General features: G+C 66.6%; 11 protein-coding genes. 7 read left to right on the forward strand and 4 right to left on the reverse strand.

Going from position 1 to position 15,208, the window contains the following annotated elements:
• Positions 1-40: 40 nt before the first annotated feature.
• Positions 41-436, forward strand: coding sequence for a hypothetical protein (locus tag ACH2CY_RS21385; protein ID WP_395021552.1), 396 nt, complete (start codon positions 41-43; stop codon positions 434-436).
• Here the strand turns inward: ACH2CY_RS21385 and pgaD are convergent.
• Genes pgaD through pgaA form a run of 4 tightly spaced genes read right to left on the reverse strand, consistent with a single transcriptional unit; the run spans position 375 to position 6,009 of the window.
• Positions 375-854: a poly-beta-1,6-N-acetyl-D-glucosamine biosynthesis protein PgaD gene (gene pgaD / locus ACH2CY_RS21390; protein ID WP_395021554.1), complete on the reverse strand. Its 480-nt coding sequence runs from the start codon at positions 852-854 to the stop codon at positions 375-377. The two genes, ACH2CY_RS21385 and pgaD, sit on opposite strands and share 62 nt — an antisense overlap.
• A complete protein-coding gene (gene pgaC, locus ACH2CY_RS21395; RefSeq protein WP_395021555.1) occupies positions 851-2,113 on the reverse strand; it encodes a poly-beta-1,6-N-acetyl-D-glucosamine synthase in 1,263 nt (420 codons plus the stop codon). The genes pgaD and pgaC overlap by 4 nt, the downstream gene beginning before the upstream one ends.
• A complete protein-coding gene (pgaB, locus tag ACH2CY_RS21400; protein WP_395021556.1) occupies positions 2,110-3,804 on the reverse strand; it encodes a poly-beta-1,6-N-acetyl-D-glucosamine N-deacetylase PgaB in 1,695 nt (564 codons plus the stop codon). Before pgaB ends, pgaC begins: the two co-directional genes overlap by 4 nt.
• A 3-nt stretch (positions 3,805-3,807) precedes the next feature.
• Positions 3,808-6,009 carry a poly-beta-1,6 N-acetyl-D-glucosamine export porin PgaA gene (pgaA, locus tag ACH2CY_RS21405; protein ID WP_395021557.1) on the reverse strand — a complete coding sequence of 734 codons (2,202 nt, stop codon included), beginning with the start codon at positions 6,007-6,009 and terminating at the stop codon, positions 3,808-3,810.
• Positions 6,010-6,278: 269 nt separating this feature from the next.
• Here pgaA and proS point away from each other — a divergent pair, with 269 nt between their 5' ends.
• The 6 genes from proS (at position 6,279) to ACH2CY_RS21435 (ending at position 15,109) form a co-directional block, all read left to right on the forward strand.
• Positions 6,279-7,598, forward strand: a complete 1,320-nt coding sequence (gene proS, locus ACH2CY_RS21410; RefSeq protein ID WP_395021559.1) for a proline--tRNA ligase — start codon at positions 6,279-6,281, stop codon at positions 7,596-7,598.
• Positions 7,595-8,905, forward strand: a complete 1,311-nt coding sequence (locus ACH2CY_RS21415; RefSeq protein WP_395021560.1) for a lipoprotein-releasing ABC transporter permease subunit — start codon at positions 7,595-7,597, stop codon at positions 8,903-8,905. Before proS ends, ACH2CY_RS21415 begins: the two co-directional genes overlap by 4 nt.
• Complete coding sequence (locus ACH2CY_RS21420; RefSeq protein ID WP_395021561.1) at positions 8,898-9,605, forward strand: ABC transporter ATP-binding protein; 708 nt, start codon at positions 8,898-8,900, stop codon at positions 9,603-9,605. Before ACH2CY_RS21415 ends, ACH2CY_RS21420 begins: the two co-directional genes overlap by 8 nt.
• 105 nt (positions 9,606-9,710) lie before the next feature.
• Positions 9,711-11,579 (forward strand): PhoX family protein, encoded by a 1,869-nt coding sequence (locus tag ACH2CY_RS21425; protein WP_395021563.1) that lies wholly within the window; start codon positions 9,711-9,713, stop codon positions 11,577-11,579.
• A 140-nt stretch (positions 11,580-11,719) separates the two neighbouring features.
• Positions 11,720-13,663 (forward strand): PhoX family protein, encoded by a 1,944-nt coding sequence (locus ACH2CY_RS21430; protein WP_395021565.1) that lies wholly within the window; start codon positions 11,720-11,722, stop codon positions 13,661-13,663.
• 291 nt (positions 13,664-13,954) lie between these two features.
• Complete coding sequence (locus ACH2CY_RS21435) at positions 13,955-15,109, forward strand: DUF3047 domain-containing protein (protein ID WP_395021566.1); 1,155 nt, start codon at positions 13,955-13,957, stop codon at positions 15,107-15,109.
• Positions 15,110-15,208: the final 99 nt, after the last annotated feature.

Raw genomic sequence — 15,208 nt, forward strand, 5'->3', positions numbered from 1 at the left:
TCTTAAGGGTATGGACATCCGCCGCACTGCGTTAACCATAGTGCTGATCCTCGCCGGCCTCATTTCACCGGGGCCGGCTCTGGCAGAGAGTTCCGTCGCCGTCACGCGCCAGGACTGCGACCGCATCGTCGAATATCAGCAGCCGCCGGGCGTCGAGTACCAGCCCGGGGTCAATGCGCATGGCGAGACGGTGGTCCCGGCCGACCTCAACGGCGGCTACAACCTGAAGCTCCCGGAAACGATCGTCATTCCGCTCGAAGTCGATCTCCAGGACAAGTACGGCATCCCCGCCAACTCGGTGCTGTTTCAGGGCGACGCCCAGGTCGGCACGGTCACGGTCCACGGCAAGCGGGTCTATTACAACGGCCAGGAGCTCAGCGACCCGGAGGAGGCTGCCCTGGCTGACCTTTGCCGACAGCAGCTGCCGTATAAGTAGGATCTTCGAAGCGGAAACTCCCGTCGGGCTCGATCGCCACGGCGATGATCTGCTTCTGCCGCGCCGCGGTGAGTGCTTCCGGTGTCACGCCGAAATGCGCAGCCTCGGCTTCGAGCGACAAAGGCGGCGGCTGCGCCTGCCGCCGGGCGCGCATCGCCCGGCTGTAGGTGAGGATGGCGGTCAGCAGCAGCCAGGCCACCATGATCCCGACCACGGCGAAGAACGGGCCCAGCATGAAGTTCCATTCCGCGCCGGGCGTTGCAAGCCAGGCCTCGACGCGCGCCTGAAACAGCCGCCATTGCTGGATGAACAGCGCCAGGAACAGGATCCAGACCAGGATCGTGAGGATCCGGTCGCGCCACAGCATCCAGCGCGGCCGCGCGGCATCGGTGATCAGCGGCGGCCATGCGCGCTTCATCGCAACCCCCGATCCGGGCTCACCCAGGTGGTGCGCTCCTTGCGCGGTCGGATCAGGGTGAGCGGCAGCGCGGCGACGGTCGTCGCGGCGCTGATCAGCCAGAAGGCCATGGGATACCAGATCACCCAGAAGAAGCCGACCATCATCTGGCGTTCGAAGCGGCGCTCCAGCCAATGGCTGATCAGCGCCTGCTGGAGATAGGTGACGGTCAGGATGACACCCCACCAGGCCGGGATCAGGCTGAAGGTGGGCAGCTGCGGCAGGATCGGGACGCCGATGCTGTGCAGCAGGCCCAGCACCAGGCTCGCCATGATCAGATAGGACCAGACGACGCTGGTGAGATACTCGCAATAGACCGGCAGCAGGCCCAGCGAGCGGCCGCGCATCAGCGGCCAGAAGAAATCCAGCATCATCTGGCTGCCGCCCATGGCCCAGCGCAGGCGCTGGCGCCACAAGCCCTTCAATGTTTCCGGCATCAGGATCCAGCAGACCGCGTTCGGCTCGTAGCCGATGCGCCAGCCGGCCAGCTGAATCCGCCAGCTGATATCGACATCTTCGGTGAGGGTGCGCGGCGACCACCAGCCGGCATCGGCCAAGGCCTGTTTCCGGAAGGCGCAGATGACGCCGGAGATGGTGAACAGGCGTCCATAGCTCGCCTGCGCGCGCTTGATGAGACCGACGATCGCCGAGAATTCCCCGACCTGCAGCTTGCCGAGGATTGAAGTGCGGTTGCGGATCCGGGGATTGCCAGTGATCGCGCCGAGATCCGAGCGCACGAAAATGCGGGCGATCCAGCGCAAGGCATGGGGATCGAGCAGCGCATCGCCGTCGATCCCGACCAGGATCTCGCTTTTCGCCAGGGCGGCGCCGACGATCATGCCAGTGGCCTTGCCCTGGTTCTTCACCAGATGCACGACCCGGAGGCGCGGGTTGCGGGCGGCGATCGCGTTCAGGACCGCGGCGGTGTTGTCGCGGCTGCCGTCATTGATCGCGATTACCTCGAAATCCGGATAGTCGACCGCCAGCGCCGCGCCGAGTGTCTCCTCGGCATTGTCCTCCTCGTTATAGCAGGGGACCAGGATGGTGATCGGCGGCCAATGCTCGAGCACTGGCGGCTGGTCGACCGGTGGGAGATGACGGTCGCGCACCCAGTGGAAGACCGCGCCGCCCACCATCCAATACCAGGCCATCACAAAGGGATAGCCGAAGCAGAACGCGGGGATGGCCAGCAGAAGCCAAGTAACGCTGTCGTTGTTCATGGCTTCAACGGGTAACTGGCCGCGGAGAAGCTGTGCGAAAGCAGCGCCGGGTCTTCCAGCACGGCATCGCCCGGACAGAGCGCGAAAGCCGTGGCACCTTGCGCCTGCGCCGCCCGCATTGCCGCGGCCGGCGAATCCGCGGGGAGGGTCAGCGCGACGCGGCCGCTCTGCCGCGGCTCGAACCAATGCGCCGCTTGGAGCTGTGCCGGGTCCGCCCCGGCGGGGAGCAGCAGGACATCGGCGAGGGGTGCCGGCCAGCGGGTCCGCGCTGCGGCTTCCTTCCCCGTCAGCATCAAGCGCAGATTCGGTGCAATCGATGCGGCCGCGCGATAGGCCTGCCAGGCCTCGGCGTCGGGATTGGCGGCGTTGCGGCGCGCCGACAGATCCCAGCGGGTAGAGGAAGGCTGGTCCGCCGCGTCGTCACCAAATGCAGTCAGTTCCGGCGAGGCGTCGAGGACCAGCCCATCCGCCGGGACGGCACGAAAGAGATCGGCATAGAGCGCACCGACATCGGCGCTGACAGCGGCGCGCGCGGCGGCGAAGGGCAGCCGCAGATAGACCGCGTCGACATCGGCGCGGGTGCGCATCTGCCAGACGACACGGTTCAGCAGGTCGGCGGCGACGGGCCGGAGCCGGGTCGGGAAGAAGACCGCACCCAGCGGCGCATCGGCGGTCGGCAAGGCGGCCTGCGCGTCCAGCACCAGCGTGTTCACGCCGAGTGCCCGCACGGATTCGATCATCCGGCCCAGCGCCGCATCCTGCGCGTCGGGCCCTTTGGCCGCCGCCAGGCGATCGAGCGTCAGGCAGGCGATCCGCAGGGCATCGGCCTTGGGCGGCTCGAAGGCGATCTCGGTCGCGATGTTGGCGAGCTTGTCGGCGGCGACCGGATAGTCACGGCCGATCCGATCGAGCTGGTCCAGCCGGTCCGGCGCGTGCTGCAAGGTGAAGAGATAGGTGAAGCCCGCGGCCTTGGCCGCTTGCATGGCCGGTCCGGTGTAGCGACCGAAGGGCCAGACCAGGGCCCGCGGCGGCTTGCCCAGTTCCTGGGCGAACTGCCGCCGGCTTGCCTCGAGATCCGAGCGGATCCGCAGGCGATAGGCCGCGTCGGCCTCGTAGGTGCCGGTGTTCGGATCGTAGCGCCAGGTTGCCGCCGCCGGCTGCATGTTGCCTTGCGGGTTGGCCTGGACCGTCTCGTGCAGGGCATAGCTGTGCGAAGCGATCTCGACCAGGCCCGAGGCGGTCATCTCGCGCATCTCGTCCCAGCTCAGGAAGCGCGTGCGCGGCAGCCATTTGTTGCCGTAGCGGACCATGCTGCCGGGCGCCCCGGCGACCCAGTCGCCGACCACGGCGACCACCGCCGGGTAGCGATAGGCCAGCAGCAGCGGATAGGCCTGCGCGTAGACGCTTTCATATCCGTCATCGAAAGTGATGAGGATAGATTTCGGCGGCAGCGCCTTGGCGCCGGTTCGTGCCGCCTCGAGATCGTCCAGGGAGATGGCGGTCCAGCCATTGCCCTTCAGCCAATCGAAGAAGCGGATGAGCTCGATCGTCGTGATGGCGTCGCTCTCCAGTTCCTCCTGGCGCTCGACCACCTGATGGAAGACGACCGTGACGAAGTCGGGCGGTCGGTCTTGCGCGGTTGCCGGCGATGCAGCCAAGAGCAAAAGGAGCAGGGCAAGGAGGATCCGCATGGCTCAGAACCTCTGGCTCAGGCCGAAGGTGAAGGCGAGGCTCCGCTCGGGTTCGCCATCGAAGACATGGCGCCCCAGGACCACGCCGTAGCGGAGCTCGGTCCAGGGATCGAACCGCCAGCGATGCTCGTAGCCCAAGGTGCCGATCCAGTCGGTGCCGAAGCCCTTCTGGGCATAGGCGCCGGCGTCGAGGCTGAAGGCCTGGACCAGGCTGTCGTCGTAGTTTCGCCAGAGCACGTGTTCCGCCAGCAGCCCGGCGGTCGCCGTGAGGTCGCGCTCCGGGCTGTAATAGGCGACGTCCTGGTTGCTGTTGGCGGAGGAGAAGAGCTCGATGCGGCCCGTCAGGTCGAAATGCGGGATGTCGACCAGCCGCTGGGTGAAATCCAACCCGGCATTGTTTTGCTCGTTGCCGTCGGTGAAATCGAGATAGGAGGCGGAGAGCGAGATCTCGCGGGATTCATGCCAGCGATAGGTGGCATGGCCGCCGATCTCATTGGCCGTGGTGCCTTCGAACAGGGCACGCAGTGGCGTATTGATCGAGAAGATCTCGCCGCCGATCCCGAGATTGATCCGGTCGTTCGGCCACCAGTCGAGCGTGAAGCCGCCGCCCGGCTTTTCCAGCTCGCCCGTCGAATAGGTTCCGTAGGCTGTCGCCGTGACACCGTCCCAGCGCAGCTCCACGCCGGCCCCGGCATGATGCCGCTCGACGAAGCCTTCCTCGGGATGCGCAAAAGAATAGTCATCGAAGGTGAAGGCGCGCCAATGATCATCGATCGGCGGCGACCAGAGCCGCGTATTGACGCTGAGCTCGTTGCCGGCCGCATTGGTGCCGCCGCCTTTCGACCAGGACGGGCGGATGTCGATCTCGAACAGTACCCCCTGGTCGGCTTCCAGCTGCCGGGCCAGCGCCTGGACCTGGCTGTCTTCGGGATAGAGCGCCTGCAGCTTACGGATCCGTGCTTCGGCCTGGGCATATCTGTGGCGGTCGAGGTCGAGGCCGACCAGGGTCTTCTCGATCCCGGGATCGCTCGGGTCGAGGCTCTGGGCGATGCGCGCCTCGGCTTCCGCATCGCGCGGCCAGCCCCGCGCCGACATGACCTGGGCGTTGCCGGTCCGGTATCCGGCATTGGCCGGCGCGGCTTCGGCCAAGGGCGCCACCCGCTCTTGCGCTGCGCCGAGCTGGTCGCCGTAGAGCCGCGCGAGACCGGACGCCAGGACGGCGTCGGCATAGTCGGGGTTCGGGTGCCGCGAGGGATCGTCCTTGTAGCCGCGCCAGGGCGGCTGCGTGGCGAGCAGCTCATCGATCGTGCGATAGGCGGCGTCGAAGTCTTCCGCTTCGACCTGCGCGTAGAACAGGCCATAGCGCGCGTCGAGGTTCGATGGATCGGCGGCGAGCGCGATCTGGTAGGACGGTATCGCCTGCTTCGGGCGGCGCAGCGTGAGCAGGGCATCCGCCAGGGCCTGCTCGGCATAGGGCGGCAGCGCCTGTCCTTCGGCACGCAAGGCCGTCGCCTCCTGCACCACCGCGGCCATCCGCCGGCGATCCCGCCAAGCGACCATGCGATCGAGGCGCAGACGGCTGCGCAAAGCGGGATCGTCCTGGGCGGCCGCGATCACGCGGTCCAGCTCGGCAAGCGCCGCATCGGTCGCTTGGTAGCGCTGCGCCGGATCTTCCGGGTGGATGGCGCCGCCCCAGCGCACCATTGCGGCGGCCTGGTCGGCCTGGAGCGAGAGCGGCGGATCGGCCAAGGCAGCCGCGCCATGCGGCCCGCCGATCTCCCGCAAGGTCTCGGCCCCGGCCTGGCGCGCCTCGGCATTGTCGGGGGCGAGGCGCAGCGCGTCCATGTAGGCCTTCAGCGCCGGCAGGGGTCGGCCGCCGCGGCGCAGCGCATAGGCTTCCGCCATCTTGCGTTCGATCGGCGTGGCCGCCGTTGCGCCGGCCAGCACCGCCAGCGCCTCGTCGCTGCGCCGTTGATCCGCGAGGATCAGTGCCAGCAGCACCGGCCAGGTGTCGGACGTCGGAAACCGCGCCATGCCGCTGCGGGCAAGGCGTTCCGCAGTCTCGAACTGCTTCCGGTCGCGGGCGGCGCGGGTCTCATCCAGCAGCGCGGCCTCCGAGGCTTGGGCCGTCGGCGCCGGCGCGGGCGGGATGGGCGTTTCGGCAAGCGCCGGCACGGCCAGGATCACGACCAGACAGGCGGCCATCGCCGTCCGGGTCGCGCCGAAGCCGTTAAGTTGCTCGCCCCTCGGTCCGATCGGTCACCCGCTTGCTGGCCGGAGATTGCGTCCCGGGTTTCGCGATTTTGCGGGCTGGGCGGCTGCGCTCCCATCTGGACCTTGGCCCAAGCAGGCTAAAGCCCGGCGTCGGCTGCATTTTTGCCTCAATCCAGGGCCATAGACAGGCCCTTGGGGCTCGCCTAAATTCGCCGCCGGCCCCGTCGTTTCGAAGCGATTCCTCAAGGATTCCCAACCACATGCGTTCGTCCCGTTTCTTCCTGCCCACGCTCCGGGAAAATCCCACCGAGGCGCAGATCGTCTCCCACCGGCTGATGCTGCGGGCCGGCCTGGTGCGCCAGACCGCGGCCGGCATCTACGCCTGGCTGCCGCTGGGCTTCAAAGTGCTGAAGAAGATCGAGCAGATCGTGCGCGAGGAGCAGGACGCGACCGGCTGCCAGGAAGTGCTGATGCCGACCATCCAGTCGGCCGACCTCTGGAAGGAATCCGGGCGCTACGAGGCCTACGGCAAGGAGATGCTGCGCATCACCGATCGCCATGAGCGCGAGATGCTCTACGGCCCGACCAACGAGGAGGTCATCACCGACATCTTCAGGAACGGCGCCAAGAGCTACCGCGACGTGCCGGCCTTGCTCTATCACATCCAGTGGAAATTCCGCGACGAGGTCCGCCCGCGCTTCGGCGTGATGCGCGGCCGCGAGTTCCTGATGAAGGACGCCTATTCCTTCGACCTCGACTATGCCGGGGCGAAGCGCGCCTATAACAAGATGTTCGTCGCCTATCTCCGCACCTTCGCCCGCATGGGGCTGAAGGCGATCCCGATGGCGGCCGATACCGGGCCGATCGGCGGCGACCTCTCCCACGAGTTCATCATCCTGGCCGAGACCGGCGAGAGCGCGGTGTTCTGCGACAAGAGCTTCATCGAGCGTGACGTGCTCTCGATGGGCATCGACTACGAGAGCGATCTCGAGCCGATCGTCAAGGCCTGGACCACCGACTACGCCGCGACCGACGAGAAGCACGATCCGGCGAAGTTCGACAAGGTGCCCGCCGACCGGCAGGTCCAGGCGCGCGGCATCGAGGTCGGCCATATCTTCTATTTCGGCACCAAGTATTCCGAACCCTTGAAGGCCCAGGTGCAAGGCCAGGACGGCCAGAACGTCACGCTCCACATGGGCTCCTACGGCATCGGCGTCTCGCGCCTGGTGGGCGCGGTGATCGAGGCCAGCCATGACCCGAAGGGCATCATCTGGCCGGAGAGCATCGCGCCGTTCAAAGTCGGCCTGATCAACCTGAAGGTCGCCGACGCCGCCTGCGGCAAGCTCTGCGACGACCTCTACGCCAAGCTGCAGCAAGCCGGGGTCGAGGTGCTGTATGACGACCGCGACATCCGCGCCGGCGAGAAATTCGCCGAGATGGACCTGATCGGCTTGCCCTGGCAGGCGGTGATCGGGCCGCGGGGTGCGGCGGCCGGCAAGGTCGAGTTCGCCAACCGCAAGACCGGCGAGAAGCAGGAGATCTCCGCGGAAGAAGCCCTCAACCGGCTCACCGCAAAATGATCTTCAACGCCTTCGAGCGCATGGTGGCGATGCGCTATCTGCGCGCGCGCCGCCAGGAAGGGTTCGTCTCGGTGATCGCCGTGTTCTCGCTGCTCGGCATCACGATCGGCGTCGGCGTGCTGATCGTCGTCATGTCGGTGATGAACGGCTTCCATGTCGAGCTATTGAACAAGATCCTCGGCTTCAACGCGCATCTGACCCTTTCCAGCAGCACCGCCCCCGGGGTGGTCACCGATTTCGACGCCATCACCGAGAAGCTGCGCAAGGTGCCGGGCGTCGCCTCCGTCACGCCCACCGTGCAGGGCCAGGTCTTTGCCACCGGCACCCGCAGCGGCGGCGCCGGCGCGCTGATCAAGGCGGTCCGGCAGGATGATCTTCAGTCCCGCAAGCTGATCGCCGCCAATATCGTCGCCGGCTCGCTGGACGATTTCGTGCCCGACGACGACGTCGCGGTGATGGGCGCCAAGCTGGCCCAGTCGATCGGCGCCGGCATCGGCAGCGAGATCACCGCGATCACGCCGATCGTCCAGACCACCATGGCCGGGCCGATCCCGCGCATGAAGAACCTGCGGGTGGTCGCGCTGTTCGACGTCGGCATGTACCAGTATGACAACAGCATCATCTTCATGCCGCTGGAGACCGGCCAGATCCTGTTCCAGAAGAAGGACGGCGTGACCGATGTCGAGATCATGGCCAACAACATCCAGGACGTGCCGGCGCTGAAGCCGCAGATCTGCGCGGCGCTGGACACCAAGCTCGATTTCAACGCCGGCCGCGCCGCCTATTGCATGGGCGACAAGCAGGCCTATGTGATCGGCGACTGGGAACAGGCCAATGCCGACTTCTTCACCGCGGTCGAGGTCGAGCGCAACGTGATGTTCCTGATCCTGACCCTGATCATCATCGTCGCCGCCTTCAACATCATCTCCGGCCAGATCATGATGGTGAAGGACAAGGGCCGGAACATCGCCATCATGCGCACGATGGGGGCGAGCCGCGGCACGATCCTCAGGATCTTCCTGCTGTCCGGCGCCAGCATCGGCATCATCGGCACCGCCCTGGGCTGCCTGCTCGGCACCGCCTTCGCCTACAACATCGAGACCATCCGGCGCTTCCTGGAAGGGATCACCGGGACCTCGCTGTTCAACGAGACGATCTACTTCCTCTCCAAGCTGCCGGCGATCGTCGATCCGATGGAGGTCCTGCTGATCTCCGCCATGTCGCTGGTGCTGACCTTGCTGGCCTCGCTCTATCCCGCCTGGCGCGCCGCCAGGCTCGATCCGGTGGAGGCGCTCCGCTATGAGTGACCCCGTAAACCCTGGGCCTGTTCTCGAGCTGAAGGGCATCCAGCAGAGCTTCAAGGAAGTGGGCGGGGGACGCCTCGACGTCATCAAGTCGGCCGAGCTAGCCCTCTATCCCGGCGAGATGGTGGCCCTGATTGGCCCCAGCGGCGCCGGCAAGTCCACGCTGCTGCACATCACCGGCATGCTGGAGAAGCCGCTGGCGGGCGAGGTGATCGTCTCCGGCCAGTCCAGCCGCGACATGTCCGACGACCGCCGCACCGCGCTCCGCCGCAACACCATGGGCTTCGTCTACCAGTATCACCACCTGCTGCCGGAATTCTCCGCCCTGGAAAACGTGGTCGTGCCGCAGATGATCGCCGGCAAGTCGCGGAAGGCCGCCCGGCCGCGTGCGGTCGAGCTCTTGACCCGGGTCGGCCTCGGCGCCCGGCTGGAGCATCGCCCCGGCAAGCTCTCCGGCGGCGAGCAGCAGCGCGTCGCCATCGCCCGCGCCCTCGCCAACGCCCCGAAAGTCCTGCTGGCCGACGAGCCGACCGGCAATCTCGATCTCCACACCGCGGACGACGTCTTCGCCATGCTGACCGAGCTGGTGAAGGGATTCGGTGTGGCCTGCCTGATCGCCACCCACAACCTCGAAATCGCCCGGCGCATGGACCGCGTGGTGACGATCCGCGAGGGCGTGCTGGAGGCAGTCTCGGTCGGCTGATCCACAGCAAACGCCGCCCGTCATAAATCCATCACGGACCTGTCCGCGCCCTGACGCAGGCGCCGCTCCATAAGCCTCTCCTCAGCCAAACGGGAGGCCTGCCAGATGAATGCCGATTCGCGCATCTATGCCGAACTTGTCGATACACGTCTCAGCCGCCGCGCCGCTCTGCTCGGCCTGGCCAGCGTCGCGGCCCTGGCGGGCATCGGCGGCCTCGGTCGCCAGGCCGCGGCCGGGCAGGTGGCCTCGTCGCTCACCTTCGATGAGCTGACCAAGGTCTATGACGACAACCACCATGTACCCGCCGGCTACACCGCCTCGCCGCTGGTGCGCTGGGGCGATCCGATCCTCGCCGGCGCCAAACCCTTCGATCCGAAAGCGCTCTCCGCGGAATCCCAGGCCGGCCAGTTCGGCTATAACTGCGACTTCATCGGCTATATGCCGCTGCCGGTGGGCTCGAAGACCAGCGACCACGGCCTGCTCTGCGTCAACAACGAATACGCCAATCCGCATGTCATGTTCCCCGGCATGACCGAGGACGACGCGGCGAAGAAGGTCAGCAAGGACCAGGCCGACGTGATGCGCGCGGCCTGGGGCCATTCGATCGTCGAGGTCAAGAAGACCGACGGCAAGTGGGCGATCGTCGCCGACAGCAAATACAACCGCCGCATCAGCGGCATGACCGCGTTCGCGATCAGCGGCCCGGCCGCCGGCCACAAGCTGCTGCAGACCAGCGCCGACCCCACTGGCACGAATGCGATTGGCACCGGTTACAACTGCTCGGGCGGCATGACGCCCTGGGGCACGATCCTGTCCTGCGAGGAGGGCCTCTCCGACACTTTCGGCGGCGACGCCGCCAAGGCGGCGAACCCGGAGCTGCTCGAACGCTACTCCTACGACGGCTCGGATTTCTACGGTCTCGCCCGTTTCGAGGATCGGATGGTGCTGGACCAGGAGCCGAACGAGCCCAACCGCTTCGACTGGGTCTGGGAGCTCGATCCCTACGACCCGGCCGCCAAGCCGGTGAAGCGCACCGCCCTCGGCCGCTTCTCGCATGAAGCCGCGAACTCGATCGTCAACAAGGACGGAAGGGTCGTGGTCTATCTCGGCGACGACGACTATTTTGAATATCTCTACCGCTTCGTCACCGCCGGCAAGTTCAACCCCACCGACCGCGCCGCCAACATGAACCTGCTGGACGAAGGCGAACTCTCGGTCGCCAAGGTCAACGCCGACGGAACCTTGCAGTGGATACCGCTGCTGCATGGCCAGAACGGTCTCACCCCGGAGAAGGGCTTCGCCGACCAGGGCGAGGTGCTGATCAAGGCGCGGCTGGCCGGCGATGCGGTCGGCGCGACCAAGATGGACCGCCCGGAAGACTTCGAGCCCGATCCGGTGAGCGGCAAGGTCTATGCCGTCATGACCAAGAACAAGAAGCGCAAGGCCGACCAGGTCGACGCCGCCAACCCGCGTGCTGAAAACCAGTGGGGCCATATCCTGGAGCTGCTGCCGCCCGATGGCGACCATGCCGCCGCCGGCTTCACCTGGGACGTGTTCCTGCTGGCCGGGAATCCGGCCAAGGCGGAGCAGGGGGCGAAGCTCAACCCGGGCACCAGCGCCAACGGCTGGTTCGTCTGCCCGGACAACATCGCCTTCGACCCCAAGGGCCGGATCTGGATCGGCAGCGACGGCGCCAACGATTTCGACATCGCCGACGGCCTCTATGCCGCCGACGTCGATGGCGAGGGAAGGGCGCTGACCAAGATGTTCCTGGCCTGTCCGACCGGCGCGGAATTGACCGGTCCCTGCTTCACGCCGGACGGCAAGACGCTGTTCGTCTCGATCCAGCACCCGGGCGAAGATTCGGAGACCCTGGAGAAGCTGACCTCGCATTGGCCCGACGGCGGCGACAGCATGCCCCGACCGACCGTCCTCGCCATCACCAAGGACGACGGCGGCGAGATCGGGTCCTGACATCATTCCGTCATGAAGCTGAAGTAAACGCGTTACATCACGCTTCTAGTCTCCGGGACGCGCGCCTCCTGATTCCCCCTCGAGTGCCGCGCGTCCCGCCCAGAACCTGCCGCCTGCCAGACATAGGGAGTGCCCCCGTCATGAACCAGCCGATCCAAGCCACCCGCCGCCAGGCCTTGAAGGCCCTGGCCTACGCGCCGCTGCTGCCGCTCGCCGGCTCCGCCGCTTCCGCGCTGTTCTCGACCACCGCCTCGGCCGCCATGCCGGCCATCGCCTCGGCCAGGTTCATCCCGATGCCGGCGCCGGGCCTCGACAACCCGGCCGCCATGTCGACGGTCACCGTCGGTTCCTCGATGCAGGTGAAATACGCCGACGGCACCGAGCAGCTGTTCAAGCTGCAGTATCAGCCGTTCTTCGTCACCGGCGCCGAGGTGCCTGACGGGAAGGGCGGCACGGTGATCGCCGGCGGCTATTACGACATCAACGGCAAGCCGATCCTGGACCCGAGTTCCACGGAAGCCACCAAGCCGCAATTCTTCTCCGACGCCCCCGACGGCATGAGCCTGATCAAGCTGGACTCCCCGAAGGTCGACGGCGTGAAGGGCAACCCGCTCTTCGCCGTGGTGCAGTTCGAATACTGCTCCACCGACGCGGCCGGCGGCGACATGTACGGCAAGCTGCCCTCGCAATACGCGGTCTTGACCCTCGACCAGGACCCGAAGACCGGCAAGCTCGACCTGGTCAAGTACAGCCATGTCGATACCGCGCCGGTCAACGGCGTCTGGATCACCTGCGGCGCCAGCCTCTCGCCCTGGAACACTCATCTCTCCAGCGAGGAATACGAGCCGGACGCGACCAAGAGCGAGGACGAGGAATTCGCCGGTTTCAGCCAGAATCTCTACGGCGACCCCAAGCAGGCCAATCCCTATCACTACGGCCACCTGCCGGAAGTCACCGTCAATGCCGACGGCACCGGCACGGTCGTGAAGCACTACAACCTCGGCCGCATCTCGCATGAGCTGATCCAGATGATGCCGGACGAGCGCACCGCGCTGATGGGCGACGACGCGACCAACGGCGGCCTGTTCCTCTTCGTCGCCGACAAGCCGCGCGATCTCTCCGCCGGCACGCTCTATGTCGCGAAGTGGGGCCAGAAGACCAAGGAGAACGGCGGCTCGGCCGATCTCGCTTGGATCAACCTCGGCCACGCGACCAGCGACGAGATCGAGGCGCTGGCCGACAAGCTCACCGCCAAGGACATCCTCGAGGTGAAGAAAGAGGACCCGAACGACGCCGCCTTCACCAAGATCATGTTCAACGGCAAGCCGAGCTGGGTGAAGATCCTGCCCGGCCAGGAGAAGGCCGCCGCCTTCCTCGAGACCCATCGCTACGCCGCAATCAAGGGCGGCAGCCTGGGCTTCACCAAGATGGAAGGCACCACGGTCAACGTGAAGGACAAGGTCGCCTATTCGGCGATGAGCGCCGTCCGCAAGGCGATGACCGAGGGCACCGGCGGCGTCGCGGTCGACAAGATCGAGGCCGGCGTGGTCTATGCGCACAACCTGAGCGGCGGCCAGAAGGACGATACCGGCGCCGCGATCGACAGCGAATGGGTGCCGGTGCACATGGCCGGCCTGATCGCCGGTGAGGACCTGAAGGAGCCGGATGCGCTCGGCAACCTCGCCCATGCCGACAAGATCGGCAACCCGGACAACCTCAAGTTCTCGGAGAAGCTCCGCACCCTCTTCATCGGCGAGGACAGCGGCATGCACGTGAACAACTTCCTCTGGGCCTATAACGTGGACACCAAGGAGCTCTCGCGCATCCTCTCGACCCCGTCGGGCGCGGAATCGACCGGCCTGCACGCGGTCGATGAGGTGAACGGCTTCACCTACATCATGTCCAACTTCCAGCATGCCGGCGATTGGGAGCTGAAGAAGGACGACGCCGGCAACGTGACCAGCGGCCTCCACATCAAGGTCTATAAGGAGCTGGAGCCGCTGATCGCCAAGAACTACGGCGATGCCCGCGGCAAGCTGGGCGGCGCGGTCGGCTATCTGACCGGCCTGCCCGCGACCGCTTAGGTCCGACCGCTCCCCCTGCCCACCGAAGCTTCAGCGTAGGTGGGTCTTATCCCCTAGACTGAAGGGCCCGGTCTTCCGACCGGGCCCGCTTTGTTTGCGGGAAACATTCCCGGCCCGTTGCGGGAAACCGGCTCTAACCCGGCAACCCCAGGCTGTGACCTAGTTCGCCCCACGTCCATTGCCGTCATCGAAAATGTCGAGGGGGTCACCATGTGCACATTGCCTCACCATACGGGGCCTCACCATGCCGGCTGTTCCCACGACCCTGCCGAAGGCAGCAACCGGCGTGAGATGATGAAGCGGCTCGCGGCACTGGGCCTCACGGCGCCGCTCGCCGCGCTCATCCTCGATCGCCCGGCCATGGGCATGAGCTTCCTCGACCGTGCAGAGTTCCTCGACGGCCTGCAGGCGCTGGTCGACCGGGCGAAATCTCCGGAGCTCCGCGAGGTCCGGGTCTTCGAGCTGACCGGCAGCGAGCTGCCCTGGAAGGATCTCGGGCTCACCCTCGAGAAGGGGCAGGAGGCGACTTTCCTGCTCGGCGGCCGGGTCTGGCTGGCGCGCGCGCAGGACCTCTGGGTCGAGCCCGGCGTCGCCTTTCACGTGCGCACCCGCGGCAGTCGCCCGATGTTCAACCCGATGGCCAATACCGGCACGATGACCGCGGTCGAAAGCGGTCCGCTGGAGATGGCACGCTCGCTGGTCGAGTTCCAGGACGACAAGGGCGAGCTGGCGGTGCCGAAGGAGGCCTATGCCAAGGCCGACGCGCAGATCTACGGCATGGCGCTGGTCTGGCGCGGCAAGGCTGAGGCCGGGCTGGAAAGCCTGCTCGGCCATGGCGACGTCGACGGCGTGGTCGCCGCGGAACTGGCGCGCCTGCGTTCGCCGCGCAAGCTGCCGTCGAACTGGCACAACTTCTTCATGCTGGGCGGTGGCCCGGTCATCTTCAACGACGTCGGCAACGGCACGATCGCCGTCGAGCCGCTGAAGAACGCCGGCATTCTGCAGCGTCAGGTCGATATCGCGCTGCAGCCGGGGACCAAGCTCAGCTGGGACTGGATCGTCGAGGAGCTGCCGTCGCGGCTGCCGGAAAACCAGCTGACCTCGCACGACTATCTCTCGATCGCCGCCGAGTTCGACGACGGCCAGGACCTGACCTATTTCTGGAGCTGCAGCCTGCCGGTCGGCGAGGCCTTCCGCTGCCCGATCCCGCGCTGGACGCCGCTGGAATCGCATATGGCGGTCCGCAGCGGCCAGGCCGATCTCGGCAAATGGGTCAGCGACGAACGCGACATCTACGAGGACTACAAGCAGCATATCGGCGGCGCGGCCAAGACCGTGACGCGGATCTGGCTGCTCGGCGTCTCGCTGTTCCAGCGCCACCCCGGCTCGGCCCGCTTCGGCGAAATGCAGATCTCCCAGCCGGGGGCGACGACGTTGAAGCTCTGAGTGCGATATGGGATCAGGTTCGATCAGATAACTCCGCCGTCATCCCGGGACTTGGTCCCGGGATCCACGCCTTTCTTTCTTCGAGCCCCAAGGCGTGGA

It is taken from the genome of Dongia sp. (assembly GCF_041905885.1).
Classification (GTDB): Bacteria; Pseudomonadota; Alphaproteobacteria; order Dongiales; family Dongiaceae; genus Dongia.

What these genes read in the sequence shown, in the direction of transcription:
- pgaB (WP_395021556.1), bottom strand. Translation starts at nt 3,804, where the DNA reads ATGCGGATCCTCCTTGCCCTGCTCCTTTTGCTCTTGGCTGCATCGCCG.
- pgaD (WP_395021554.1), bottom strand. Translation starts at nt 854, where the DNA reads ATGAAGCGCGCATGGCCGCCGCTGATCACCGATGCCGCGCGGCCGCGC.
- ACH2CY_RS21425 (WP_395021563.1), top strand. Translation starts at nt 9,711, where the DNA reads ATGAATGCCGATTCGCGCATCTATGCCGAACTTGTCGATACACGTCTC.
- proS (WP_395021559.1), top strand. Translation starts at nt 6,279, where the DNA reads ATGCGTTCGTCCCGTTTCTTCCTGCCCACGCTCCGGGAAAATCCCACC.
- pgaA (WP_395021557.1), bottom strand. Translation starts at nt 6,009, where the DNA reads ATGGCCGCCTGTCTGGTCGTGATCCTGGCCGTGCCGGCGCTTGCCGAA.
- pgaC (WP_395021555.1), bottom strand. Translation starts at nt 2,113, where the DNA reads ATGAACAACGACAGCGTTACTTGGCTTCTGCTGGCCATCCCCGCGTTC.
- ACH2CY_RS21420 (WP_395021561.1), top strand. Translation starts at nt 8,898, where the DNA reads ATGAGTGACCCCGTAAACCCTGGGCCTGTTCTCGAGCTGAAGGGCATC.
- ACH2CY_RS21435 (WP_395021566.1), top strand. Translation starts at nt 13,955, where the DNA reads ATGATGAAGCGGCTCGCGGCACTGGGCCTCACGGCGCCGCTCGCCGCG.
- ACH2CY_RS21415 (WP_395021560.1), top strand. Translation starts at nt 7,595, where the DNA reads ATGATCTTCAACGCCTTCGAGCGCATGGTGGCGATGCGCTATCTGCGC.
- ACH2CY_RS21430 (WP_395021565.1), top strand. Translation starts at nt 11,720, where the DNA reads ATGAACCAGCCGATCCAAGCCACCCGCCGCCAGGCCTTGAAGGCCCTG.